At 51.6% G+C, this 22115-nt stretch carries 28 protein-coding genes; 18 read left to right on the forward strand and 10 right to left on the reverse strand.

Annotated features, from left to right (window positions below; genetic code table 11):
* Positions 1–63: 63 nt before the first annotated feature.
* Complete coding sequence (locus E3E26_RS10360) at positions 64–921, reverse strand: FTR1 family protein (RefSeq protein WP_167901236.1); 858 nt, start codon at positions 919–921, stop codon at positions 64–66.
* Positions 922–1189: 268 nt separating this feature from the next.
* The gene (locus E3E26_RS10365) at positions 1190–1759 is read right to left on the reverse strand and encodes a peroxiredoxin (protein ID WP_167711894.1); all 570 of its coding nucleotides are present in this window, start codon (positions 1757–1759) and stop codon (positions 1190–1192) included.
* A 141-nt stretch (positions 1760–1900) separates the two neighbouring features.
* On the opposite strand from E3E26_RS10365, the gene E3E26_RS10370 reads away from it, so the two are divergent.
* Positions 1901–2596 (forward strand): NADPH-dependent FMN reductase, encoded by a 696-nt coding sequence (locus E3E26_RS10370; RefSeq protein WP_240911729.1) that lies wholly within the window; start codon positions 1901–1903, stop codon positions 2594–2596.
* Positions 2597–2706: 110 nt separating this feature from the next.
* On the opposite strand, the gene E3E26_RS10375 is transcribed toward E3E26_RS10370, so the two are convergent.
* From E3E26_RS10375 to E3E26_RS10400, 6 genes are all read right to left on the reverse strand, one after another.
* Positions 2707–3828: a SufD family Fe-S cluster assembly protein gene (locus tag E3E26_RS10375; protein ID WP_167901237.1), complete on the reverse strand. Its 1122-nt coding sequence runs from the start codon at positions 3826–3828 to the stop codon at positions 2707–2709.
* Positions 3828–5252: a Fe-S cluster assembly protein SufB gene (gene sufB / locus E3E26_RS10380; RefSeq protein ID WP_167901238.1), complete on the reverse strand. Its 1425-nt coding sequence runs from the start codon at positions 5250–5252 to the stop codon at positions 3828–3830. Before sufB ends, E3E26_RS10375 begins: the two co-directional genes overlap by 1 nt.
* A complete protein-coding gene (gene sufC / locus E3E26_RS10385; RefSeq protein ID WP_167901293.1) occupies positions 5239–5973 on the reverse strand; it encodes a Fe-S cluster assembly ATPase SufC in 735 nt (244 codons plus the stop codon). Before sufC ends, sufB begins: the two co-directional genes overlap by 14 nt.
* A gap of 203 nt (positions 5974–6176) precedes the next feature.
* Positions 6177–6698 (reverse strand): ferritin, encoded by a 522-nt coding sequence (locus tag E3E26_RS10390; RefSeq protein WP_167901239.1) that lies wholly within the window; start codon positions 6696–6698, stop codon positions 6177–6179.
* 67 nt (positions 6699–6765) lie between these two features.
* Entirely contained in the window at positions 6766–7857 is a 1092-nt protein-coding gene (thiI, locus tag E3E26_RS10395) for a tRNA uracil 4-sulfurtransferase ThiI (protein ID WP_167901240.1), read from the reverse strand.
* 1 nt (position 7858) lies between these two features.
* On the reverse strand, positions 7859–8833 hold the full coding sequence (locus tag E3E26_RS10400; RefSeq protein ID WP_167901241.1) for a ThiF family adenylyltransferase: 975 nt from the start codon (positions 8831–8833) through the stop codon (positions 7859–7861).
* A gap of 139 nt (positions 8834–8972) precedes the next feature.
* Between E3E26_RS10400 and E3E26_RS10405 the strand changes: the two genes are divergently transcribed.
* From E3E26_RS10405 to E3E26_RS10485, 17 genes are all read left to right on the forward strand, one after another.
* Positions 8973–9521: a nitroreductase family protein gene (locus E3E26_RS10405; protein ID WP_167901242.1), complete on the forward strand. Its 549-nt coding sequence runs from the start codon at positions 8973–8975 to the stop codon at positions 9519–9521.
* Between the two features lie 96 nt (positions 9522–9617).
* On the forward strand, positions 9618–9836 hold the full coding sequence (locus E3E26_RS10410; RefSeq protein WP_167901243.1) for a hypothetical protein: 219 nt from the start codon (positions 9618–9620) through the stop codon (positions 9834–9836).
* 253 nt (positions 9837–10089) lie between these two features.
* Entirely contained in the window at positions 10090–11385 is a 1296-nt protein-coding gene (locus E3E26_RS10415; protein ID WP_167901244.1) for a cytochrome c biogenesis protein, read from the forward strand.
* A gap of 12 nt (positions 11386–11397) precedes the next feature.
* The gene (locus tag E3E26_RS10420) at positions 11398–11751 is read left to right on the forward strand and encodes a DUF302 domain-containing protein (protein ID WP_167901245.1); all 354 of its coding nucleotides are present in this window, start codon (positions 11398–11400) and stop codon (positions 11749–11751) included.
* Positions 11752–11896: 145 nt separating this feature from the next.
* The gene (locus E3E26_RS10425) at positions 11897–13609 is read left to right on the forward strand and encodes a 2-oxoacid:acceptor oxidoreductase subunit alpha (protein WP_167901246.1); all 1713 of its coding nucleotides are present in this window, start codon (positions 11897–11899) and stop codon (positions 13607–13609) included.
* Positions 13606–14490 carry a thiamine pyrophosphate-dependent enzyme gene (locus E3E26_RS10430; protein ID WP_167901247.1) on the forward strand — a complete coding sequence of 295 codons (885 nt, stop codon included), beginning with the start codon at positions 13606–13608 and terminating at the stop codon, positions 14488–14490. Before E3E26_RS10425 ends, E3E26_RS10430 begins: the two co-directional genes overlap by 4 nt.
* A gap of 1 nt (position 14491) precedes the next feature.
* Positions 14492–14944, forward strand: coding sequence for a peroxiredoxin (locus E3E26_RS10435; RefSeq protein WP_167901248.1), 453 nt, complete (start codon positions 14492–14494; stop codon positions 14942–14944).
* A gap of 41 nt (positions 14945–14985) precedes the next feature.
* The gene (locus tag E3E26_RS10440; protein ID WP_167901294.1) at positions 14986–16215 is read left to right on the forward strand and encodes an FprA family A-type flavoprotein; all 1230 of its coding nucleotides are present in this window, start codon (positions 14986–14988) and stop codon (positions 16213–16215) included.
* 77 nt (positions 16216–16292) lie between these two features.
* Positions 16293–16838 (forward strand): ferritin family protein, encoded by a 546-nt coding sequence (locus E3E26_RS10445; protein WP_206204405.1) that lies wholly within the window; start codon positions 16293–16295, stop codon positions 16836–16838.
* Between the two features lie 9 nt (positions 16839–16847).
* A complete protein-coding gene (locus E3E26_RS10450) occupies positions 16848–17930 on the forward strand; it encodes an FAD-dependent oxidoreductase (RefSeq protein ID WP_167901250.1) in 1083 nt (360 codons plus the stop codon).
* Positions 17931–18018: 88 nt separating this feature from the next.
* Positions 18019–18534 carry a rubrerythrin family protein gene (locus tag E3E26_RS10455; protein ID WP_167901251.1) on the forward strand — a complete coding sequence of 172 codons (516 nt, stop codon included), beginning with the start codon at positions 18019–18021 and terminating at the stop codon, positions 18532–18534.
* A gap of 82 nt (positions 18535–18616) precedes the next feature.
* Positions 18617–18778 carry a rubredoxin gene (gene rd / locus E3E26_RS10460; RefSeq protein WP_167901252.1) on the forward strand — a complete coding sequence of 54 codons (162 nt, stop codon included), beginning with the start codon at positions 18617–18619 and terminating at the stop codon, positions 18776–18778.
* 10 nt (positions 18779–18788) lie between these two features.
* Complete coding sequence (locus E3E26_RS10465; RefSeq protein ID WP_167901295.1) at positions 18789–19136, forward strand: class II SORL domain-containing protein; 348 nt, start codon at positions 18789–18791, stop codon at positions 19134–19136.
* A gap of 142 nt (positions 19137–19278) precedes the next feature.
* Complete coding sequence (locus E3E26_RS10470; RefSeq protein WP_167901253.1) at positions 19279–19911, forward strand: hypothetical protein; 633 nt, start codon at positions 19279–19281, stop codon at positions 19909–19911.
* Between the two features lie 32 nt (positions 19912–19943).
* Positions 19944–20303 (forward strand): iron-sulfur cluster assembly protein, encoded by a 360-nt coding sequence (locus E3E26_RS10475; RefSeq protein ID WP_167901296.1) that lies wholly within the window; start codon positions 19944–19946, stop codon positions 20301–20303.
* 3 nt (positions 20304–20306) lie between these two features.
* Positions 20307–20657 (forward strand): iron-sulfur cluster assembly protein, encoded by a 351-nt coding sequence (locus tag E3E26_RS10480; RefSeq protein ID WP_167901254.1) that lies wholly within the window; start codon positions 20307–20309, stop codon positions 20655–20657.
* A 3-nt stretch (positions 20658–20660) separates the two neighbouring features.
* Positions 20661–21185 carry a ferritin family protein gene (locus tag E3E26_RS10485; RefSeq protein WP_167901255.1) on the forward strand — a complete coding sequence of 175 codons (525 nt, stop codon included), beginning with the start codon at positions 20661–20663 and terminating at the stop codon, positions 21183–21185.
* 54 nt (positions 21186–21239) lie between these two features.
* On the opposite strand, the gene E3E26_RS10490 is transcribed toward E3E26_RS10485, so the two are convergent.
* Both E3E26_RS10490 and E3E26_RS10495 read right to left on the reverse strand, forming a co-directional pair.
* Positions 21240–21554: a ferritin family protein gene (locus E3E26_RS10490; RefSeq protein ID WP_206204406.1), complete on the reverse strand. Its 315-nt coding sequence runs from the start codon at positions 21552–21554 to the stop codon at positions 21240–21242.
* A 29-nt stretch (positions 21555–21583) separates the two neighbouring features.
* Positions 21584–22063 (reverse strand): ferritin family protein, encoded by a 480-nt coding sequence (locus E3E26_RS10495; protein ID WP_167901256.1) that lies wholly within the window; start codon positions 22061–22063, stop codon positions 21584–21586.
* Positions 22064–22115 lie beyond the last annotated feature (52 nt).

Here is a 22115-nt window from a genome sequence, read left to right on the forward strand (position 1 = left end):
TTCACCTGACTTGAACTCAGATTCATGCTTTTTATGCATTGCTGGACAAAAATGAGTAAAAAGCTAAACGCTACTTTTGAGTCCTGCATCTTTAGGATTCAGCAAAGGCTCCTTCCCGTAGGCCCTGAGCACGAGGTACAGGGCGAGGATGAGGTAACCGAACTGCACTATTATCCTTCCCCACTCCATGCTCGTCGAGTACCCAAAGAGCACTGCAAAGAGGGAACCTATCGCTCCCTTGTGGTGCCACACACTGTCGCTTGGAATGCCGAGGTCGTACGCGGTTTCACTTGTGAATCCCAAATCCATTCCTTCCTCCTCAGCCCACTCTATGAGCTCATGGGTCCCGTAACCTGCCATGCCAGCAGCGACGAAGACAAGGAGTATCGAGCTGTAGTAGAAAAATGTCCTCAGGTTTATCTTCATGCCAACTCCGTAGATGAGGTAGGCGAGTATAAATGCACTGACTAAGCCCGTTATAAGGCCGAGGAGCGTGCCGCCGAAGTCCTGAGTCATGAAGGGCGTGAGGAACAGGACAGTCTCAAGTCCCTCCCTGAAGACAACTATGAACGTAAAGCCGATTAATGCAAGGGGACCTATTGTGTTGCTGATCCTGCTCTCTATCTCCGCCCTGATGTTTTTACCTTTAGTAGCCATCCAGTATACCATGCTCGTGAGGACTATCACAGCCAGGTAGGAAGCCAGGCCCTCAAAGAGCTCCTTCTCTTCTAGGCCCCCATAGAGCCCCAGTATCGCGGCTCCGAGGAGAATACTAGCCAGCAGGGAAAGTCCCACGCCGATCCAGACGTTTTTTATCTGTTCAGTCCGGTTGGTTCTCCTTAAATAGGCAACTATTATTGCGACTATTATGGCGGCCTCAAGGGCCTCTCTGAAGGTTATGAGGAAAGCGCCAGCGTTCATTACTCCACCTCCGAAATTTTTAGGCCAGTCTAAAATCTCTCGGATAACTTATGAAGTTTACCTTTGCCAAATTGAAGTTTTGGACGTAGGGGTGAAAACGCCCGCGTTCAGGAGGGAGATACTTCAACAGCAAAACCCAATGGTTTGGATATCGAACCTGAGTTTCAGACAATTCGCAATAATTGCCCGGGTATGGGCATACCCATGTCTGTCACCTGCTTAATGTGAGAAAGAAACGGCTCAAAATTTACAAAATGAAAAAGTAGAGTTAAATCTTTCCAACTAAATCGAGGCTGACCTCAAGGGTCTCCTTGCCGGGCTCCCAGCTGGCCGGACACACCTGTCCGGGGTGCTCCCTCACATACTTAGAGGCCCTGAGCCTTCTCAGTATCTCCTTCGCGCTCCTGCCTATGCTCAAATCGTGCATCTCCATGTGGACGACTTTTCCGTCAGGGTCTATGATAAAGGTCGCCCTCCAGGAGACGCCCTCGTCCTCGATATAGGTGCCAAACAAGCGGCATATCTTTCCGGCTGGATCGGCGAGCATTGGGTACTTTATCTTCTTGATCGCGGGGGAAGTATCGTGCCAGGCCTTGTGGACGTAGGCAGTGTCCGTTGAAACGCTCAGGATCTCGGCGCCTTCCTTCTTGAACTCCTCGTAGTATTCGGCAAGCTCCTCAAGCTCCGTCGGGCAGACGAAGGTGAAGTCAGCCGGATAAAACGCCAAAACAACCCACTTGCCCCTGTAGTCCGAAAGCTTAACCTTCTCTATTGCGTCCTTTTCCGGAAGGTAGGCATCTGCCTCAAAGTCCGGGACGATTTCTCCAACTTTCACCATCTTTCAAACACCTCGGAACTATGTTGGGAAACCTAACTTATATAGGTTTGCCTAACAAAGTGAAAAGTTCCAAAATCGAAAGTGTTACATTTTGAAGGACAAATTTAAATATCCCAAAAGCGAACTTCGTTCGGTGATAAGATGAAGGTTAAGATAGTTCTCGGAACGGCAAGGGAAGGTAGGAAAAGCGAGAAAGTTGCGAGGTACCTCGTGAAGAAGGCCCAAGAATTCGGCTGGGACGCTGAGCTGATAGACGTCCGCGATTACCTCCTCGCCTACACCCACCGCTGGAGGATCACACCGAAGATGAAAAAATACCGGGAGAAGATTCTCGAAGCGGATGCGCTCATCATAGTCGCACCCGAGTACAACGAGAGCTATCCCGGAGAGCTTAAGATACTCCTGGACACAATTTACGACGAGTACGAGGCTTTACCAGTTGGAATATGTACCGTCTCAAGCGTTACCGGCGGCGTTAGGCTGCTGATGGAGCTGAGAATCGCGTCGCTTAACTACCGCATGCTCCCAGTTGCGCAGGTTCTGTTCTACAACGTGGACGATATATTCGAGGGCGAAGAGCTAAAGGACGAGAAGTATGAGGAGAGGGTTGGAAGGCTCTTCGGGACTCTTGAAAAGTACGCGAAGGTCCTGAAGCCGATAAGGGACGAAGTAAGAGAAAAACCCAGAGAAAAGGAGCGGGGGAACTATGAGGTCGTAGTTGTATATCCACGGAGAGACCGCCTTAGATGGGTCGCCCAAGTCGCTGAGTGCGCTATGGAAGAAGGAAAACCACTGATTCCTGCTTATGCTCCACGCCGCGAAGAGCCAGTAGGTTAGGGCGCCGGCGATTCCTGAGTACTTAAGCAACTTCAACCTAAGTCCCCAGATAAGGAGTTTTGCCGCCCCCCATATAAGCGTATTTCATCTGAGCGTCAAAAAAGAGAATGTCAGAGCAGGCCCTCGATGAGCTCCGCTATGTTCCCCCGGGCCTTGCCCCTGAGGCGCTCCAGGTGGCTGCTCAAGGCCTCGCCGATGCCGTGGATGAAGAGGCTCAACGCCTCCTCCCTCTCAAGTCCGCGCGAGCGGAGGTAGAAGAGGGCATCCTCGTCGAACTGATGGACTGCTGCTGAGTGGGAAGCCTCTTCGATTTCTGATGTATCGACCTCGAGCATTGGCACACTCACGCCAAGAGATCCTTCATCCATTATCGTCATATGCGAGATTACCCTACTTGAAGAGTCCCTTGCACTCTCGAAGACCTTCGCAACACCCCTATGTACTGCCCAGCCTTTTTGATAAGAGAAGCCGTGCACTCTTGTCTCGCTTCTGCTCTTTTCGCCGTACTGGAGGACGTTAGTGAGGTAGTCAACGGCCGAGCTTATGCCCAGGGGCATTCCCCTCAGGATGAGCTCGCTCTCTCTACCTTCAAGCGAGTAATCTTCACGGTGGTGGCTCATGAGGCCACCTTTAATGAGGGTGAACACGTTGACTCTAGCTTTTTCGCCGAGTGATGCCCTCAGGAGGTAGTGGGACAGCGAAGAGTGCCTTCCGACGGTGAGGATTTCGAGGTCGGCGTTTCTCGCTTTAAGCTCGACCACTAAGGATTTTGTTCCTTCTTCGCTCAAATCGTAGATGATTATCGGTACCTTCACGCCCTCGGCCTCTATGCTGATGTGGTGGCTGATGAAGGCCTTCTTCGATAGGTGTGATACTATCACAAGCGGCTCGGGAAGGTCTTCGGTTATCCTCAGCCTGTAGGACTTCTTCAGCGCGTAGAAGTGGAAGCCAAGGATTCTTGACTCCTCCGGACTTGAGAGGCCAAGCGTCCCCTCAGTTAGCTCAACGCCGGCTGGAAGGTTAAAGCTCGCTTCACTCCCAGAGAGGAGGACGTGCGCCTTAATCTTCACTTCCCCGGCCTTTGCCTCCGTCGGAAGCCTAAGTGGTGAGTTCTCCTCAAAGAGCTTCCACTTCGTGTAGCCCTTTATCGTTGGACTGTCCCCGTACTTCTGGTACTCAAGCTTTTGCAGCTTTTCCAGGGTAATCCCGTTAGAGAGTCCTTTAGGACGCATCAGCCAACACCCCCCATCTCGCTGAACTCCAGCTCTATGACCTTCTTGAGCACCTCGACGTACTCGAAAGGCAGCCCCTCGAGGATTTCGCTAATGAAGCCAAGCACTATGAGGCTCTTCGCTTCTTCCTCACCTATTCCGCGCGAGTTCATGTAGAAGAGCTTGTCCTCGCCGAGCTTCCCGGTGGTGGCTTCGTGGATTATGCTCGCAGTCGGCTCGTCGTTCTGGTTGTGCGGATAGGTGTAGGCCTTACTCTTCTTGTCGAGGATGAGTGAATCACAGGAAACCGTAGCGGTCGAGTTCCTGGCGCCCTTAATGATCCTCACCAGACCGCGGTAGATGTTTATTCCGCCGTTGGCGCTTATGCTCTTCGAGACTATCTTGGAGCTGGTGTTGGGTGCGAGGTGCCACGTCTTTGCGCCGGTATCCTTCATGAAGGGCCCATTGCTGAGGGAGACGACGTATTGGGCAGTCCTCGCGCCCTCGCCCTTCAGGACGCTCGAGGGGTAGGTGTAGGTTATCCTGCTCCCTATGCTGCCCTCTATCCACTCGACGTAGGCGTTCTCCTCTATGATGGCGCGCTTGTTGTTGAAGTTAATGACGTTCCTGCTCCAGTTCTGTATCGTGGTGAACTTGACGGTCGCTCCTTTGTGGGCGTAAATCTCGACCATGCCGTCGTGGAAGGAGAAGCCCTTGTACATCGGAGCTGAGCAGCCTTCGATGAAGTGTATGTAACTTCCCTCGTCGGCAACCAGGAGAGTGTGCTCGAACTGTCCCTCCAAAGCCGAACCTATGACGAAGAAGGCCTCGACTGGGAAGGGGATTCTCACGCCCTTGGGCACGTAGACGAAGACTCCCCCGCTCCAGAGGGCATGGTGCAGAGCGGAGAACTTGTGCTCTCCAGCGGGGAAGACCCTGCCGAAGTACCGCTTCACGAGATCCGGATACTTCTGCACCGCCTCCTCCATCGGTATCATGATTATGCCCATCTTCTCGAACTCTCCCTTGAGCTTCGAATAGACGCTCTCACTGTCAAACACGGCGGTTAAGCCGGAGAGGAACCTTTTCTCTATTTCGGGAATGTTGAGCCTCTCAAAGGTCCTCCTGATGTTCTCGGGCAGGTCCTCCCAGTCCTTAATCTCATTGCCTATCTCGGGCTTCGAGTAAAGGGTGAGGCTTTCCAAGTCAAGCTCCTCAATGCCGACGACCCATTTGGGCATGGGCAGCTTGTGGAAGAGCTCTAAAGCCTTGAGCCTGTGCCTGAGCATCCACTCCGGCTCGTTCTTTATCCTCGAGAGCTCCTCTATCATGTCCTTCGTCAGCTCGCCCTTGAGCTCTATCTCTTTGGGATATGGCACTGCCGTGCCGAGTATCTCCTCAAGGGAGCCAGCTTTGAGGATTTCGGCGAGTTTAGACTGCTCCATAGTCCTCCACCGCCGCGAAGCCCTTCTCCTCTATTATCTTCACGAGCTCGACTCCGCCAGAGGCAACCAGCCTGCCCTCCTTGAGGACGTGAACCTTCTGGGCGTTGAGGTACTCCAATATTCTGCCGTAGTGTGTGATTAGGAGTATTGAGGTGCCCTCGCTGTGCAGCCTATCAATTATCCCGGCCATAACTTTGAGTGAGTCAACATCAACCCCACTGTCCGGCTCATCCAGAATCAGGAGCTTCGGCCTGATAAGGTAGGCTTGAAGCATCTCAAGCTTCTTCCTCTCTCCACCGGAAAAGCCGACGTTGAGCCCTCTTGAGAGCATCGAGCTGTCGAAGCCGAGCTCTTCAACGGCTTTGAAGATCATGTCGTAGGCCTCAACTTCGTCTATTCCCCTTAGGTTCTTCAGCATCCTCTGGAGGAACTGGATGACCTTAACACCCTCGACTTCCACTGGATGCTGGAAGCTGAGGAATATCCCCTTCTTGGCCCTCTCCTCTGGCTTCATCTCCGTTATATCCTCACCGTTAAAGGTTATCCTGCCCTTCACTACCCTGTACCTTGGATGACCGGCTATGGTCAAGGCCAGAGTTGATTTTCCGCTTCCGTTGGGACCCATGACGACGTGGAGTTTGCCTTTTCCAATATCAAGCGTGATTCCCTTGAGTATTTCCTTATCCATAACTTTGACGTGTAAATCTTCCACCTTCAGCATGCCCATCACCGTCCTTTATATACCCAGTATTGGGTAAAAAAGTTCGCCTTTAAAACCTTTCTTCACAAATTTGTGTAATCAACTTGGGTCTCACATCCTGGTAACATTTATTTGGATCGAGTTTTCAATCCGTCAAAATTTGATGCTGTGATTTAGTTCACGAACAACCCATGCAATCTAGAATATTAACAAAAAAGAGGAACTCAGCCCCCCTGAAGAAGGAGGTTTGGAAGCTGCGGAGCCCTTTGACCAAGCTCCTGGTCGAGCATGAAAAGAACCTGCGGGCTGTCCTTTGCAAACTTGAGCTTATCAACAATCTTTTTGACACTTGCCTCTTCTTCAACCTGCTCGTTTATGAACCACTCCAAAAATGCCCTCGTTGAGTAGTCCTTCTCCTCCTCGGCCAGAGCGGCGAGCTCGTTTATGCACTTGCTTATGAACTGCTCGTGCTTGTATGCCGCCTCAAATGCTGCCAGTGGGGATTCCCACTCCTTTGGCGGCTGCTCTATTGCTTTCAGCTCGACCCTTCCGTTCCTGTCGTAGATGTAGTTGTAAAACCTTAGTGCATGTCCAAGTTCTTCCTCAGCTTGCGCTTTCATCCAGTTGGCAAACCCCTCCAGGTTAAGGTCCTCAAAATAGGCCGCCATTGCAAAGTACAGGTATGCAGAATAAAGCTCTCTGTTAAGCTGCTCATTTAGAGCTTTCAACATTCTTTCACTCAGCATGGCCACCACCCCACTATAGTTACGCGCGGTTACTCTAAAAGTTTTCGCCTTAGATTTTTGAAAAACTTTAAATTATTCCCTCTTTTTCCAAAATATCCAAGATTTTCAAGAATTCCTCATACTTCCCCTGAGTCACAACTCTCTCGGGTCTGAACGGACAATCACAGTATGGGTACTCTAAAAAGGCTTGATATGTGCCAATTTCCCTCGCTATCTTAACTATCTCTTCCTTGTCCATGCCCAGCAAGGGTCTGTGCACGGGGAAACGGACGCTCATGGTCTCAAAGTAAAGGTTCGCCAGTGTCTGCGAAGCCACCTGGCCAAGGGAATCCCCCGTAACAATGCCCAGTGCACCTTCCTCCCTCGCTATCTCCGCGGCTCTTCTCAGCATAGCGACCTTGCACAGGACGCATGTCCATTCCTGCATGTTTATCCTGCTGAGGACGGCCACGTAGGGTCTCAGAACTTCAAAGTGGTTCTCCACAATGAGTTCAATGTCTTTTGGGGAGTAATCATTGAGTATCTCAACGGTTTTCTCTACAACCTCCCTCGCGTTCTGCCCCTGGTCGAAGTGAACCGCTATTATTTCTGCGCCCCTCTTCATCATGAGGAATGCGGCAACAGGTGAATCTATGCCACCGCTGAGCAGAACCACGACCTTCCCCTGCGTGCCAACTGGAAGCCCGCCGACGCCTTTAATCTTCTCAAAGAAAACGTAGGCCTTCCCCTTTATAATTTCAATTCCTATCGTGAGCTCGGGATTTTCCAGATCTACTTTCCAGCCGAATTCTTTCACAATGAACGCCCCTATTTCCCTGTTAACCTCAACAGAAGTCTTGAGGAACGCCTTATCCAGCCGCTGAGTTTCCACCTTAAAGCTTTTCGGATTCAAACCTTTCAGGGCTTCTCTCAGATAGTCTGGCACTTCCTCGTAGTTCATCTCCCTCGCAGGCGAAACCGAAACAACGCCCGGGACTTTTGCAATAATCTCAGCCGCTTCATCGGGGGCCTCAATGAGGATTCGTCCTCTAATCAACCTCGCCTTTGCTTTAATCCCTTTCCTCTCTAAGGCAGCTAGGATGTTCTCTACGAGCCTTCTTTCAAACTCTCTTCTTTTGCCCCTCTTTACTGCTATCTCGCCATAGCGTACCAGTATCATCTCAACCACCCAAATAGCGTGCAAAGAAGTTTTTGGCTTCCTTTTCGTCCTCAGCACCGCGGATTATCATCCTGCCGCTCGTAAATATCAGGATCTCAGCGTAGTCGTCCTCGAACTGGATGAACTGCGACGTCTTGATATACTCAATGCCGAGGGCATCGAGCCTTTTGGCGAGCTCATCAAGGTCCACGCTCATCCTCTCGGGGGGAGTTATTTGAATCGAACCGTCACACATGTGCTCTATCTTCATCTGCTTCTCCAGGAACGTGAAGTTGTGCCTAACGCAGACCTCACAGTCCTCCCTCCTCGGGATCTCCACCTTCTCAAAGTCAAGTGTCTTGGTGTCGAAGAAAATCAGCTCACTCTTCACTTCCTCACCTAAGAGAATCTTAGCCGCTAGAGTGACGGCCAGCGAAGCAGCGAGGGGCGGAACGTAGCTCATAATCCCTGCGACGGCGCACGTTGGCATGGGCCTTGAGGGCAGCTTCGGCATCAAACAGCGGAAGCAGGCAGTCTTTCCTGGAATTATGGGCATCAAGTTGCCGTAAGTCGCCAAGATGCCAACGTAAATCCATGGTTTGTTGCTCTTCACCGCGTAGTCGTTTATTACCTGCCTCGTGTAAATGTTGTCCGTTCCGTCTATAATGAGGTCAGCTTCGTCCAGAAGATGCACCGTTGAAGGGTTTAAGTCCTCAAAGTGACCAATAACGTTCTCAAAGCGCTCCTTCAGGACCTCCACCTTGGGCTTTCCTATATCCTCACTTGTATATATCGTCCTTGGAAGGTCGCTCTCGTCCACAAAGTCCCGGTCTATCACTATTATTCTTCCAACGCCCAGTTTGTGAAGGAAGTAGACCTCCCAGCTCCCCAGTGCTCCTGCCCCCACAACTGCAACCGTGCTCTCGCTGAGCTTTCTTTGGCCATCCATACCGATTATCGGGAAGTGCCTCGAAAAGTCCATCTTTACATCCACCATGCTACCACCATTGGAAGCTTCTAAGAGGCTCAAAAAAGGCTTTTGAAAACCAAAAGTTCTGGACAATTCTGGGACATAAAATTCCCGCCGAGCCGGAAAGGATATTAAACCCGTTTCCGGAACTTTCGCCGGTGATGGTATGGAGTTCTTTGAGGTGTTGAGAAAAAGGAGAAGTATAAGGCGCTTTCAGGATAAGAAAGTCCCGAAGGAGCTGGTAGAAAAGCTTCTTGAGGCTGCTTTCCTTTCGCCGAGTTCATACAACAAAAGGCCCTGGCACTTCATAGTCGTTGATGATAAGGAAAAGCTCCAGAAGCTCTCGAAGGCGAAGTTAGGCGCCTCTGGGCTGGCAACGGCTCCTTTAGCCATCGTCGTGACGGCGGATGGTGAGAGGAGTGACGTATGGATCGAGGATGCTTCCATAGCGGCTGAGCATATGCAGCTTGCGGCCGTTGCCCTGGGTCTGGGATCCTTCTGGGTGCAGATTAGGAACAGGATGCACAACGAGGAGAAGAGCGCCGAGGAATACGTGAGGGAGCTCTTAGACATTCCAGAAAACTACCGCGTTCTCTGCATCATTGGTGTTGGCTATCCAGCGGAGAACAAGCCGCCCCACGGCGAAGAGGTCTTTGAGTGGGGGAAAGTGAGCTACAACGGGTTTGAGAGGCGTTTTAAGGGTGGCCCTGAATAGTTCACACGTTGGAAGCGTTCAATTTGACTGCCAACCTCCCGTTTATTTTGCATTCTGCAAAAAATAAATGCCATAAGAACCCCCGGAGAGTAAAGAATGGTGGTATCAGTGAGAGCAAGGGTATGCATGTTCTGCGCAGGGGAAAGAATTGGAGACGTCGTTAAAGTCCTTGAGGCAAAGGGCTACTCCGTCAGCGTGGAAGGGTGCATAGGGCTCTGCGCCAAATATCCCTGCGGCAACGTAAACGTGATAGCCGGCGAAAAAGAGATATCCGCCAAAGACTTCGGGGGGTTCTTGGAGGCACTGAGGATATAAAAACCGTGAAGGCCCCACGGTAATCCCGGAGGTTGGTATGCCTGGATTCATGTGGGCAGCGAATGTGATAAGCGTGCAGGAGGTTCGCGGGATGGGAGGAAGTGAAATCCTCCAGAAACATGTCAAAGTCGTGTACCCCGGCAAGATAACAGCGGAATGCCTGGAGATGGGTTATGTCCCGACGACATTTGATGAAAAACGCTTCAAAAAAAGTCTTTTTAACGGTGGCATGGAACCCTTTTGGGTGAACCGGGTGAAGAGAGCTGTCCTGTTGTTCGGTATCATCCTGCTTTTTGCAGGACTCGCGGCGGGTGCAGAGGTCTCCTACGGGGGACTCAGCTTCCACGATGTCTCGACCGGGGAAGAGCTGGATAACCTCATCAAGGCCCATGAGGGCGAGTACTTTTTCATCTTCTACCACTCAGAGAGCTGCCCGGCATGCAACTACATGAAGACGAGCGTTTTCCCGACTGAGAAAGCCAAGGAGACCCTTTCGGGATTGAACCTTGTTTCCATCGACGTTTACAAAGCGCGCTCCCTTACAACGCTCAGATATAGGGTTTACGATGACGTTGTTGTCCTCCAGCCAGACAACGCTGGCTACTACAGGCCAAAAACTCCGGGGGAAGAGATAAGCGTCGGCGTTCCGGGGACGCCAACGATGGTAATATTCAAGGTCGAGAACGGCACCAGAATCCTGAAGGGAGTAGCGATCGGTGCGCTCAATCCTGATGGTTTGGAGTTCTTCGTAAAGACTGCAGTGGGGAGCGATGAAAAACCCCAAGGAGGGGAACAAACTCAAACCACGGAAACTGCAACGTCCCAGGCCCAGGAAAACAACACAAACCTCACCCTCGCGGTTCTCCTGCCGATATTCTCGGCCGGAATACTGAGCGTCTTCTCACCCTGCGTCCTGCCCCTCATAGTCGGCACTTTCTCCCTCACTTTCGCGAGGAGGAGCGTGGAGCTGATAATAGCTGGCATGGTGTTATCTTTCGCCATCTTGGGCGCCCTGGCAGGTAGTTTTGGTTCCTATGCGGCCCAGATAAGGGGAGCCCTGTACCTCATAGGCGGCCTCGGCTTCATAGTGATTGGCCTGGGCTTCCTGAGCGAGAGCGTAAGCGCCAAGCTTGAGAGGTTCCTGAGCTTTTCGGCATCGGATAAGGTAGCGTCGAAGAGAGGAAAGCTGTATGACTTCGCCCTCGGCTCGGCCTTGGGGGCCACGTGGCTCGGCTGCATAGCCCCTTACGTCGGCTTCGCCGTCATTACTGCCGCACTAAGCGGCGACACCCTAAGCGGGATAATCGTGATGGGAACCTATGGCCTTGGCATGGGGCTGACGGTTTACCTGATTACCTCCTCGAAGGACCTGGGGGACTGGATAAACAGGAAGTTCCTCTCGGGGAGGATAGGCCTCAGCAAGTCTGGCAAAGCAAAGTGGGAACGGGCCTTGGGTGTAATCCTTGTGCTCCTCGGACTGCTTATGCTCACAGAACTCACACCATTAAAGTTCTGGAGCGCCCTCTTTGAGGGCCTTTCAAAACTCTGAGGAGGTGGAAAAATGTTCAGATACAGGAGAAAGGTTGGGCTGAGCCTTGAGGAAGCCGAAAAGAAGTTTAGGGAGGAGCTCGCAAAGAGAGGCTACAAAGTGATCCTTGATTTCACGCCAAGCGATGTTATCAGGAACAACCTCGGGGTCGAGATGGAGCCCTACAGGATACTTTATGTCTGCAACCCAAAGGTCTTCTACGAGATGACCAAGAAGGAATACGAGATAGGCTCCTTCGCGCCGTGTCCGGTGCTCTTCTACGAGAAGGACGGCGAAACCTACGTGGCCATCAACACCGCCGACGACGTGCTCGACATAATCAAAGAGCCCCTTGAGGTCGTTAAAAGCGTTATTGAGGACCTTTAACGAAGTCGTCTCGCCTTTTCTTTTTCCTTTTCAGAAAATCAACGTCCAGCGAGCCGGATTTTTAGACTTGCAAAAGAAAATTATATAAATCTAATCCACAAACCTTATGATGTCGAAAGTCGAACTTAATCCGAAGTGATGTGTTATGGTGGAGTTTCGAGAAGACCTTTCTGTGGTTTTAGGTGGGGCGGCCGGGCAGGGCATCCAGACCGTCGAGGAGATTCTGACCAGAACGCTGAAGTTCTCAGGCTACAACGTCTATGCAAACAAGGAGTATATGTCGCGCGTTCGTGGAGGCATAAATACCACGGAGATAAGGGTTTCATCCAAGAGAGTAAGGGCTTTCGTGAAGAAGATAGACATTCTAATTCCCTTCAAGCGCGGTGTTCTCCCGTGGGTCAAGGACAGGATATCGGAGAGTACAGTCGTCATCGGCGAGAAGGAAAACGTCGAGGAGGAGTTTCTCGAGAAGATCCACTTCATCGAGGTTCCCCTCACCAAGATGGCGCTCGATGTTGGCAGTCAGCTCTACCTCAACACCATAGCGGCGGGCATTGTCGTTGGCATCTTTCGCGGTGAATTCTCGGCGGTTGAGGAATACCTGAAGGAGCGCTTCGGGAGCAAGGGCGAGAACGTTGTTCAGAAGAACATCGAGGCGGCAAAGAAGGGCTACGAACTCGGCCTCAAGCTCCTCAAGGAGGGCACCGTAAAGGTGGAAGTCCAGAGGAAAGAAAAGGTCAGGGACGAGATACTCCTCAGCGGAGCCGAGGCTGTGGCTCTGGGTGCCCTCGCCGGGGGTATGAACTTCCTCAGCTTCTATCCGATGAGCCCCTCAACAGGGGTGGCAGTTTTCGCGGCACAGCATGCGGAGGATTTCGAGATAGTGGTGGAGCAGGTCGAGGACGAGATTTCCGCAATCAACATGGCCTTAGGAGCCTGGTACGCCGGAGCGAGGGCTATGGTAACCACCTCCGGCGGCGGCTTTGCCCTGATGACCGAGGCGCTCAGCCTGGCTGGGATGGCCGAGAACCCGATAGTCATACACCTCGCCCAGAGGCCTGGACCTGCAACCGGCTTGCCCACGAGAACCATGCAGGGCGACCTAAATCTCGTTCTCCACGCCGGCCACGGCGACTTCCCGAGGATTATCCTCGCCCCGGGCAACATAGAGGAGGCCTTCTACATGAGCGCCGAGGCATTCAACCTGGCGGACAGGTACCAGGTACCTGTAATAATACTCACCGACCAGTACCTTGTGGATACCTACTACAACCTCCCTGAGCTCGAGCTGGATAAGGTCAAGGTCGAAAAACACATAGTCGAAGCGAAACCCGGCTATAGGAGGTATGAACTCACCGAGGACGGAATATCGCCGAGGGCGATCCCAGGTTACGGTGAGGATGTGGTTGTAGCCAATGGAAACGAGCACGACGAGTGGGGCGACATAACAGAGGATGCAGAACTCACAGTCAGAATGCAGGAGAAGAGGGCAATCAGAAAACTCGAAACCATCAGGAAGAACGCACCGCTGCCAAGACTTATTGGAGGGGAGGATGCCAAGTACATCATCGTTGCCTGGGGTTCGACGCTCCACATTGTTGAGGAGGCCATAGAGAAGCTCGGTAGGGACGATGTAGCGCTGCTCCACTTCAGCTGGCTTTATCCGCTCAACCCGGAGGCAAAGAAGTTCTTCGAAGGCAAGACCATCATAGCCGTCGAGCTCAACGTTACGGGCCAGTTCGCGGAGCTTCTAAGGAAGGAGCTTGGCGTTGAGGTTCATCATAGGGTTCTCAAGTACGATGGGAGGGCCTTCTCGGTTGAAGAAGTCCTCGATGCCATCAATGGGGTGGTAGAATGAACCTTGAGAAGGTCGACAAGAGCCGCTTCGAACCAAAGAGGCCAGGGAGCCAGGACATAGCCTGGTGCCCAGGATGCGGCAACTTCGGAATCAGGAACATCCTCATAACGGCCTTGGCGGAGCTCGGCCTTAACCCCAACGAGGTGGCAATAATCAGCGGTATCGGTCAGGCCGCAAAGATGCCTCACTATATAAAGGCCAACGGATACCACACGCTCCACGGCAGGGCCATTCCGATAGCAACTGGGGTGAAGACGGCAAATCCAGAGCTGACCGTCATAGCAGAGGGTGGAGACGGCGACATGTACGCCGAAGGCGGCAACCATCTCCTTCACGCGATAAGGAGGAATCCAGACATAACCGTTCTCATTCACGACAACCAGATATACGGCCTCACGAAGGGTCAGGCTTCCCCCACCACGATGAAGGGAATAAAGACGCCCACTCAGCCGTGGGGTGTCTTTGAAGAGCCCTTCAACGTCATTGCCCTTGCCATAGCCCTCGATGCTTCCTTCGTTGCGAGAACCTTCATGGGGTATTTCAGGGAGAGCGTCGAGATAATAAAGAAGGCGATAGAGCACAAAGGTTTGGCCATAGTCGATATCTTCCACCCCTGCGTCAGCTTCAACAAGGTGAACACCTACGCCTGGTACAGGGAGCACACCTACTGGATGGACGACCATGACTCCTACGACAGGGAAGCGGCCTTTAAGCGCGCGATTGAAACCGATCCGCTCCCGCTCGGCGTGTTCTACATCAACGAAAAGCCCACATTTGAAGAGCTTGTTCCTGCCTACAAGAGGGACAAAACGCCGCTGTGGAAGAGGGAGCCAAAGGTCGAGGAGATAAGAAAGATTCTAGATATTAAAAGGAGGCTCTGAAATGGTAAAAGTTGGAGACATTGCACCTGATTTTATTTTGAAAGACCAGAACGGGGAAGAGTTCAGGCTGAGCGACTTCAGGAGGAGACGGGTTCTGCTCTCTTTCCATCCCTTAGCATGGACGAACATCTGTGAAAGGCAGATGAAAGCCCTAGAGGAGCATTATGATGAGCTTGAGGAGCTCAACGTTGTTCCTGTGGGAATAAGCGTTGATTCAGTCCCAACAAAAAAGGCATGGGCGGATCACATGGGCCTTAAAAAGCTCAGAATCCTGGCGGACTTCTGGCCCCATGGGGAAGTTGCACGGAAGTACGGCCTCTTCAGAGAGAAGGATGGAATCTCGGAAAGGGCGAACGTGATAATAGACGAAAACGGCAGGGTGGCTTTTGTGAAGGTCTATCCTCTCGGAGAGCTTCCGGACTTAAACGAGATACTGGCAGTCCTGAAGGGATGAATTAATAACCATGGAAAGAGAACTCAAAGGTGGTGATGGCAATGCCAAAGGTCTGGACTGAAAAAATACTGGATGACCCCGAGCTTTACCTTATAAGGATTGATGACGACAGGATCAAGTACTTCGAGGCCACCTGGGACATCCCGGAGGGCATAACCTACAACGCTTACCTCATGAAGCTCGAAGATGCCGTTGTTCTCTTTGACATAACTAAGAAAGAGTACACAGAGGAATTCATGGAGGCCCTCAAGAGCATCGTTGACCCCAAAGAGATAACGCACATTATCATCCATCACACCGAGCCAGACCACAGTGGAGCCCTTCCGGCAGTTCTTGAGGCCAACGGATACAGGGCCCAGCTCATAGGCACGAGCTTTGCGAAGCGCTTCCTTGAGGGGTTCTACGGAGAAAAGGTCGTCGAGAACTTCTACACAATCAAGGACGGCGAGGAGATGAACATCGGTGGAAAAACCTTCCGCTTCATAACCGTCCCGTGGCTCCACTGGCCGGACACGATGATAACCTATGTCGTTGAGGATAAGCTCATCTTCAGCTGCGACGCCGGCGGAGGCTACTTCATTCCCCCAGTCATTGACGACAGCGACGAGAAGGTTATCGAGGAATATCTCCCCTACGTCACCAAGTACATAGTCACCGTCATAGGCCACTACCACAAGTACATAGTCCAGAACATAAAGAAGCTCAAGGAGCTCGGCATAGTGCAGGAGGCGAGGATGATACTCCCCGGCCACGGACTGATATGGCGCAAGAACCCCATGAGGATATTTGAGCACTACGAGGCTGTCGGTGCTGGAAAGGTAAAGAAGGGCAAGGTTCTCGTCATCTACGACTCGATGTACGGCTTCGTCGAGAGGAGGATGGAGATTGTTTTGGACGAGCTCAAGAAGCACGGCCTCAATCCGGTAGTCTACAAGTTCATGGACAAAGAGGCACCGGCAGTTAGCGATATCCTCGGGGAGATTCCCGACAGTGAGGCGATAGTAATAGGAGCCTCAACTTACGAAGCCGAGATACACCCGAGGATACGCTACACCCTCTATGAGATAGTCGACAAGGCCAACTACGAGAAGCCAGTCCTCATTGTCGGCGCCTTTGGCTGGGGCGGCGTTGCTGGAAAGAAGATAGAGACCATGATAACCCGCAGCAAGTTCGATCACGTGGACACGGTTGAATCGCGCGGCTGGCCGACTCTGGAGGACGAGGAGAGGCTTAGGGAAGGCGTCAGGAAACTCGTCAGGTGGATTTCCTGACCCTTTCATTATCCTTTCATTATTTGACCCCACTGCGTAGGTTTAAATACTTCAAACACAGATGTTACATATAGGTGATGTTAGTGAATGAAATTCTTGATAAACTTGTTGAGCTTCCCCTGAGGGAGATACTCGGCTACGCTATAGCCTCAGAAGACGACACCAAGGCTTTTTATGAGGGCCTTGCCTCCAGAACAGGGGGGCTGCTCAGAGACTTCTTCCAGACCCTTGCTACAGCCGAGGACTCTCACAAGAAGACTCTCCTAAGGCTGCACGAAACGCTCTTTGGGGATACTGACTACACCGTTCCCGAAGGGATACCCTTCGCCGAAGCCTCGATCAGAGTCGACACTGTCGTTAACCTCGTGGAGGCTATGAGAATTGCCCTAATCAATGAAAAAGCTGCAGAGAGGCTATACACCCACCTGGAAAAACGCCTCCCAGAGCACAGGGCCATATTCGGATTTCTGGCGGCGCAGGAGAGAGCCCACTACGCGTCCATAAAATCTCATGTTGAATATCTCGAGGGTTTCACGGAGGGCAAGCCAGAATACGTCAACGCTCCCATTGAGCACCTTAACACCCAGCTCGAACTTTACCTAGCGCCCCACACACGGTCGTGAGGTGACAGCGTGAGGGTTGTAATAGTCGGCGATGGGCCTGGAGGAGTTGAGCTTGCCAAGAGACTCTCAGGGGACTTTGAAGTAACAATAGTGGACAGAGAAGAGCTCCCTTACTACCCAAAGCCGATGCTGAGCCACTACATAGCAGGGTTCGTAGATGAAAAGGCCCTTTTTCCGTATTCAGCCGAATGGTATGAGCGAAATGGAATAGACCTCAGATTAGGCGTTGAAGCCAAGGTCATAGACAGAGCGAAAAAGGTTCTCGTAACGAACAAGGGGGAGCTTCCCTATGACGTCCTCGTTCTTGCGACTGGAGCGAGGGCAAGAGGGCCTTCCATACCCGGGAGGGAGCACATCCTGACCCTAAGAACCTTCGACGACGCCAAGATGATAAGGGAAAGGCTTGAGGAAGAGGGAGAAATCACAGTCATTGGCGGCGGCTTCATAGGGCTTGAGCTGGCCGGGAACGTGGCCAAGGCAGGCTATTCTGTCAAGCTCATCCACAGGAGCAAGAATCTCCTCAGGCTGGACGAGGAGCTGAGCGAAAAGCTCCAGGAAAAGCTGGAAGAGGTCGGAGTTGAGTTCCACCTCGAGGCCAACCTTCTGAAAGCCGATGAGAACGGTGTGGAGACCGATAGGGGGTACATCTCTGGGAGGCTTAAGGTCTGCGCCTTCGGGGTAGTTCCCAATAAGGAGCTGGCTTTGAGGAGCGGAATCCACGCCGGGCGTGGAATATTCATAGATGCAGGGTTCAGAACCTCCGCGAAGGACGTCTATGCAATAGGCGACTGCGCCGAGTACGGCGGGACAATATGCGGGACTGCCAAAGCCGCCGTGGAGCACGCAAAGATCCTTGCAAACCTGCTCAGGGGGCAGGATGACCATTACCACTTCTTCTGTTCGGCGCTCTTTAAGTTCGCCAACTTAAACGTTGCATTGATTGGAAGGACAAGGGGAGAAGGCAGATGGGTTGACGAAAAAACGAAAGTTTTCTACAAAGATGAAAAGCCTATTGGGGCAGTTGTGCTCGGAGACGTAAGGAGAGCTATTGAGGTTGAAAAAGCAATCAAAGAAGGGCTACCTATTGACTGAAATGATAAAGTGTACAAACCTAAGGTTTGGAAAATCGTTATATACCTCACCGCCCAACTATTAATGCAGAACCTATGTTGGTGATAGTATGGTTGTGGAAAGGAAAATGACTCGGAAGTTTCTGGAGGAGGCCTTCGCTGGCGAAAGCATGGCCCACATGAAGTACCTTATCTTCGCCGAGCAGGCGGAGAAGGAGGGCTATCCTAACATAGCCAAGCTCTTCAGGGCAATAGCCTATGCCGAGTTTGTCCATGCCAAGAACCACTTCATAGCCCTCGGAAAGCTGGGCAAGACTCCCGAGAACCTGCAGGAAGCCATAAACGGGGAGACCTATGAGGTCGAGGAGATGTACCCTGTCTTTAAGAACGCGGCCGAGTTCCAGGGCGAAAAGGATGCCGTCAGAACAACTCACTACGCCCTCGAGGCAGAGAAGATACATGCTGATTTCTACGCAAAGGCAAAAGAGAAGGTCGAGAAGGGAGAGGACATTGAGCTAAAGAAGGTCTACATCTGTCCAGTTTGCGGCTACACCGCCGTCGATGAAATCCCCGAGAAGTGTCCGGTGTGCGGTGTTCCGGGAGATAAGTTTGTGATCTTCGAGTGATTTCTTTGTTTTTCTTAATGGACAAGTTTGAAACGCAAACCTTATAAGGCCTGACTAACAACATTAGAGTGAGGTAATGGAAATGGCGAAGTGGAAGTGTATTGTTTGTGGCTATATCTACGACGAGGACGAAGGCGACCCTACCAATGAGATAGAGCCCGGAACCAAGTTTGAGGACCTTCCCGAGGATTGGGTCTGCCCGCTCTGCGGTGCCCCCAAAGATATGTTTGAAAAGATAGAGTGAGGTGGTGGAGATGCTGAGCGGAACCATAAAGAGTGGTGACTGGAAGGGAGAGAAGCACGTGCCCGTTATAGAGTACGAGAAGGATGGCGACCTCGTCAAGGTTGAGGTCAGCGTCGGCAAAGAAATCCCGCACCCGAACACCCCCGAGCACCACATCGCCTGGATCGAGCTTTACTTCCACCCCGAGGACGGCAACTTCCCGATTCTCGTCGGCAGGGTTGCCTTCACCAACCACAGCGACCCGCTTACCGAGCCAAAGGCCATCTTCTTCTTCAGGACCCAGAAGAAGGGCAAACTCTACGCCCTGAGCTACTGCAACATCCACGGCCTCTGGGAAAATGAGGTCGCGCTTGAGTGAAAATTTAGGCCCCAAACCCCCCTTTTCTCTTTTCTGTTTCAACTGTAGCTCTTCTCGAAAGCTTTATCTACTTCCACTGAGAAAGTGTAAAAGTAAAAACACATAAGGCGTTGGGAAGATGTTGGAATCTTATCAGATAGTGATGAGAATCGGCGGGGCGATTACTCTTTTTGGAATTGCCCTCACATGGCTCACCTTCAGGAATCTCGAGAGGATCGTGATGGGAACCCGGCACCTCTCAGTGCTCTTGTTACTGGGCGGCTTTTTAACTGCACTGGGATTCATCAGTGGGATGACAGTGCAAAGCGGGGACTTAATTCATGTAATCTCATTCCTAGTCATTATTGGACCTGGAATAATAGCTTACGCCCTCTCTACGGGAAACCTCGTGAACCCAACCCTGAGACTTCTGCTCCAGTTTGGGCTTGTACTCTCGAGCCTGATCCGGGTAGGAAGACATTCGGACATCACGAAAGAGATTATCCAGATTGGCTCATTGCTCTCAGTAATCCTGCTCATGAACTCTCTCTTCTCACTGAAATTCATTGGGAACGATGTAAAGACTCTACTAAAACTCTCCTCTTGGCTCATAGTGATTTTCTCATGGATGCGGTTTGGATTGATAGACTATAGAGGACTCTCAAGAGCCATCATATTTAGTGTTTACTTAACGTCAATCGTCCTCTGGGTTGCGGCGGCATATATCACATACCTCGCAGTATCGGTAATACCGACCACAGGAATACTGGACAAATCCGACCAGGAAGGCTTTTAACGCGACATGAGGAATCCCCATCGGTGAGGACAATGAAGATTTACATGCCTAGTCGCGAGTGGCCAGAGCACTATAAAGCTGTTCTCGACGAGCTGAGGAAGATAACTGACCCGATCACGGGGGGAGACATTCTTGACTCGGGGGTAATAGCCGGCCTTGAAGTTACGGAGGACACCCTGAAAATCTGGCTTAACTTCGAGAGCCACGCCGAGTACAATATAACCGGCCAGTCGGCGATAGCGTACTCCAAAATAATCGGTGACATCATCGAGCGCTTTGCCCTCGTCAAGTTCGACAACGTCTATGTCTACGACCTCAGGAACAACCCCGTTGGTGTTTTTGAGAATAAGAAAGGCTATACGATCGAAGATTTGAGCTCGGAGAAGGTCTGAGCTATGGGGCTCTTTGATCTCCTAAGGTCGGGGAAAAGACCAAAATCAGGACCGCGTAAGGATCTGCCTCCAGAGGTTCAAAGGGTAGTTGAGATTCTGAAGAAAATTCAGGATCCAGAAACCGGCGTTAACATCGTAGACGAGGGACTGGTTTACGGCCTGACGGTTGAAGGAGATAGGGTTGACGTTTTCCTCCTCATGGCCCGCTCCACTCCAGAATGTCACGCCTGCCAGATGCTGGCGATAAACGTGCAGAACAAGATTCTGAACGAGATCCTTCAGAGTCTCAAGGAGGAAGGCTTTAATAAAATAAAGGTCTATAACGAACTTGGACTGTTGCTTGCGGAGGGATGATTTATGGTTCCACCTGAACTCGACGAGGGGCTCCCCCTAGAGAAGATTAAAGACTTCTCCATTGAGGAGCTCCTCGGAATGGCCATCAAGGCCGAGATTGGGGCGAGGGAGTTCTACACAAGCCTCGCCGAGAGAATAGACATTCAGACCCTCAAGGAGAAGATAGAGTGGCTCGCCAGAGAGGAAGAAAAGCACGAGACGCTTTTGAGGGAAATCTACACGAACATGTTCCCGGGACAAGAGGTCGTCTTCCCGGAGGAGCACATAGGACCGGAGCTCCAGCCGGTAGTGAGGGAACTCTACAAGGTCGAGGACATAATAGACCTAATCCGTTGGGCTATGAAAGCCGAAGAGATAGCGGCCAACTTCTACGCCGAGCTCGAGAACATCGTGGAAACGGAAGACAAGAAGAGACTCATGCGCTATTTGAGCGACATTGAGAAAGGCCACTACTATACCCTCAAGGCCGAGTACGAGCTCCTCCTTGACTGGGCAATGTACAGCCAGATGATGAACGTCGGGCCGTAAACCCTTCTACCATTTTTCTCTCCAGGACATTGGATTTCTTAAAGAGAAAAAGGTTCAAAGCTCCACTTTTACTCCTGTCTCCTCCTCGACCTCCTCAAAGCCCTTTTTCATCCATTCCTTCAGCTCAGGGTCGAGCTTGAGGAGTAGAGCCAAAAACTCGCCTACATGCTCCTTCTCCTCATTTGCAACATCGAGGAAGGTGTGTTTTACCGCCTCGTCATCAATCAGCTCAGCAAACTGCTCGTAGAAGTTTATAGCGTCGAGCTCAGCTATGACCGCCCAGCGGAGGGCCTGGACGATTTCCTTCTTGGACAGCTTTTCTTTGTTTATGGAAATGGGGTTCAAACCCAGCATGGAATCACCGTCCATATATCGTCCCTGAAGGTTATAACGCTTCCTCAGTCAACCTCGAGGCTGAAATCCTGGTAGTCCATCCAGATGCCCGTCTTCATGACGGAGTCGTACTGGGCTTTAAGTAGCTCATAGTGGGACTTCTCGACCTTTGCAAGCTCTTCAAAGATACGCCTGACACCCTCATGCTCGGCCTCCTTTGCCGCCCTCTCGTAGAATTCCCACGTCAGCTTTTCCTGCTCCATTCCAATCCTTACCGCATCGACTTCACTGAGGTTCTTTTCGTTCACGTTGACCAGGAGCTTTTCGAGAGTTTTCCTATCCACCACGGGTAGCTCGCACTTCTCTATCAGGGCCTCGACGAACTTCTCCTCAAACAGGCCCCAGTGCTCGGCCTCCTCGTGGGCCAAAAATAAGAACATCTTCTTTGCCTTATCATCCCTGGCCTTTTTGGCCAGCTTTAGGTAGAACTTCAGCTCGGTCTTCTCAACTTCCAAAGCCAAAGCTAAAGCCTCAATCTCCTTCATGATACCACCAAAGAGTTTTATTGAGCTTCTGACTAATAACCTTTGGTGGTCG

Source organism: Thermococcus sp. LS1, from assembly GCF_012027395.1.
Classification (GTDB): domain Archaea; phylum Methanobacteriota_B; class Thermococci; order Thermococcales; family Thermococcaceae; genus Thermococcus.